General features: G+C 74.4%; 2 protein-coding genes and 1 pseudogene. 1 reads left to right on the forward strand and 2 read right to left on the reverse strand.

Translation table 11 applies throughout. From position 1 onward, the window contains the following. Together L2I40_RS22590 and phnF are read right to left on the reverse strand one after the other, a co-directional pair. Nucleotides 1-670: pseudogene (locus L2I40_RS22590) on the reverse strand (hypothetical protein); the annotation flags it as partial. A gap of 2 nt (nucleotides 671-672) precedes the next feature. Beyond that, nucleotides 673-1419, reverse strand: a complete 747-nt coding sequence (phnF, locus tag L2I40_RS22595) for a phosphonate metabolism transcriptional regulator PhnF (protein ID WP_237217588.1) — start codon at nucleotides 1417-1419, stop codon at nucleotides 673-675. 95 nt (nucleotides 1420-1514) lie between these two features. Between phnF and phnG the strand changes: the two genes are divergently transcribed. After that, the coding region (gene phnG / locus L2I40_RS22600; RefSeq protein ID WP_237217589.1) for a phosphonate C-P lyase system protein PhnG at nucleotides 1515-1893 on the forward strand (379 nt) is incomplete at its 3' end.

Consider the following 1893-nt stretch of genomic DNA (forward strand, 5'->3'; position numbering starts at 1 on the left):
TCCCGATCCGCTTCGGGATCCCGGCCGCGCGCGCCGCCGCGCCAAGCCGCGCCTGCGCCGCCGGCACCTCCGCGCGGCGCGACCATGCGCGCTCGGCGAGCGCCACGAAGGCCTCCGTCGTGCTGCCTGCACGCCCGGCATACTTCGATGCCTGCGCCGGGTCGCGCAGCTTCTTCACGATGCCGGGGGTGTGGTCGTTGTAGGCGAGCAGCTGCACGCGACCTGCCGCGATGTCCTCCAGCAGCTCGTCGAGCACGTCGAGATTGTCGGCCTCGAAGCGGCAATGGATGCGCAGATCCACGCCCGCATGCGCGCGCGCCGCCTCGACCGCCGACAGCGTCGCGCGCCAGGCCTCGATGCCGCGCAGCCCCGGCTCCCAGGACAGCGTCACGCCAAGGAAGGCCGTGGTGATGCCGGCGGCCAGCAGCTGGGCCGCGCTGTCGCGCATGGCGACGGCGGGCGGCACGCCGACGCCGGGCCGCGGCTGCATCTGCCGCTCATGCGCATCGCCATGGATGTCAACGAGGCCCGGCATGACCAGCAACCCGGTCGCGTCGAAGACTCGCGCGCCCGGCGCGGCATCGGCCACCAGCCCGGCGCGGAGCGCCACATCGGCACGCGCCAGGCGCCCGTCGAGCAGCGCCTCGCCGCCCGCGATCAGCCAATCCACCGTCACGACTCCACGACGAGCTGCACGCGCCCCGCGGCGTAGCGGGCGATGGTCACGTCCACCACCGCGCCCTGCGGGTCGGTGTTCACCGCTTCGGTGACGAGCACCGGCCGGTTTCGCGACTGCTGCAGCAGCTCCGCCTCCTCCGGCGTCGGCAGCCGCGCGGTGATGCGCGTCACCTGCCGCCGGTAGTCCGGCACGCCGCAGGCGGCCAGCGCCGCGGTGATGGAGGGGTTGGCCGCCAGCAGCTCCGGCAGGCGCCCGAAGCGCGCGGCCGGGAAGTGATGCGTGCCGAGCACGACCGGCCGTCCGTTCGCGAGCGCCAGGCGCTCCGCCACGATCACCGGCCGTCCGCGCCGGATGCCGAGCGCCTCGGCGAGCGATGCCTCGGCCGGCATCTCGGCGACGCGAATCAGCCGCCCTTCCGGCTCGCGGTTCTGCCGGCGGATGTTCTCCGAGAAGCGCGTGCGCGGACCGAGCCGGTAGTCCAGCACGTCCTCCGCCACGAAGCTGCCGCGGCCCTGCTCCACCCGCACGAGGCCGCGCGCCTCGAGCTCCTCCATCGCGCGGCGGACTGTGTGGCGGTTCACGCCGAAGCGGGCGGTCAGCTCCGCCTCGGTCGGGAGCCGCGCGCCGGGCCCCCATCGGCCAGCCGCGATCTCGCCCTCCAGCGCGAGCTGGATCTGGCGCCACAGCGACACGCCCTCGCGGCGCGCGAGCGGGCCGGGCTGCGGGGCGGCCTCCGTCATCGAAACTTCAACCTCCGGAGCGGTGCGGGATGGCAGTTTCAGCTTGACCCATAGAGGGATGGACGACTAGTCGTCTAGACAAATTTCGGACCGCCATGACCGATCCCGACGCCACCGCAGACCGCCAACGATGGATGGGCGTGCTGGCCCGCGCCAGCGCGGACGACATCCTCGCCTGTCTCGCGACCCTGCCGCCGGCGCCGCCGCATACCCGCCTGCGCGGCCCCGAGACCGGGCTGGTCATGGTGCGCGGCCGTGCCGGCGGGGACGGCGCGCCCTTCAACCTGGGCGAGATGACGGTCACGCGCTGCGCCGTGCGCCTGCCCGACGGGCGCGTCGGACACGCCTATGTCGCCGGCCGCGACGCGCGCCAGGCGGAACTCGCCGCGCTCTGCGACGCCCTGCTGCTCGACGCGGCCGCGCGACCGGAGGTGGAAGCGGCGGTCATCCGCCCGCTCGCTGATCCGAAGAGCT

Origin of the sequence: Falsiroseomonas oryziterrae (assembly GCF_021864505.1) — a bacterium.
GTDB lineage: Bacteria > Pseudomonadota > Alphaproteobacteria > Acetobacterales > Acetobacteraceae > Falsiroseomonas > Falsiroseomonas oryziterrae.

What these genes read in the sequence shown, in the direction of transcription:
- phnF (WP_237217588.1), bottom strand. Translation starts at nt 1,419, where the DNA reads ATGACGGAGGCCGCCCCGCAGCCCGGCCCGCTCGCGCGCCGCGAGGGC.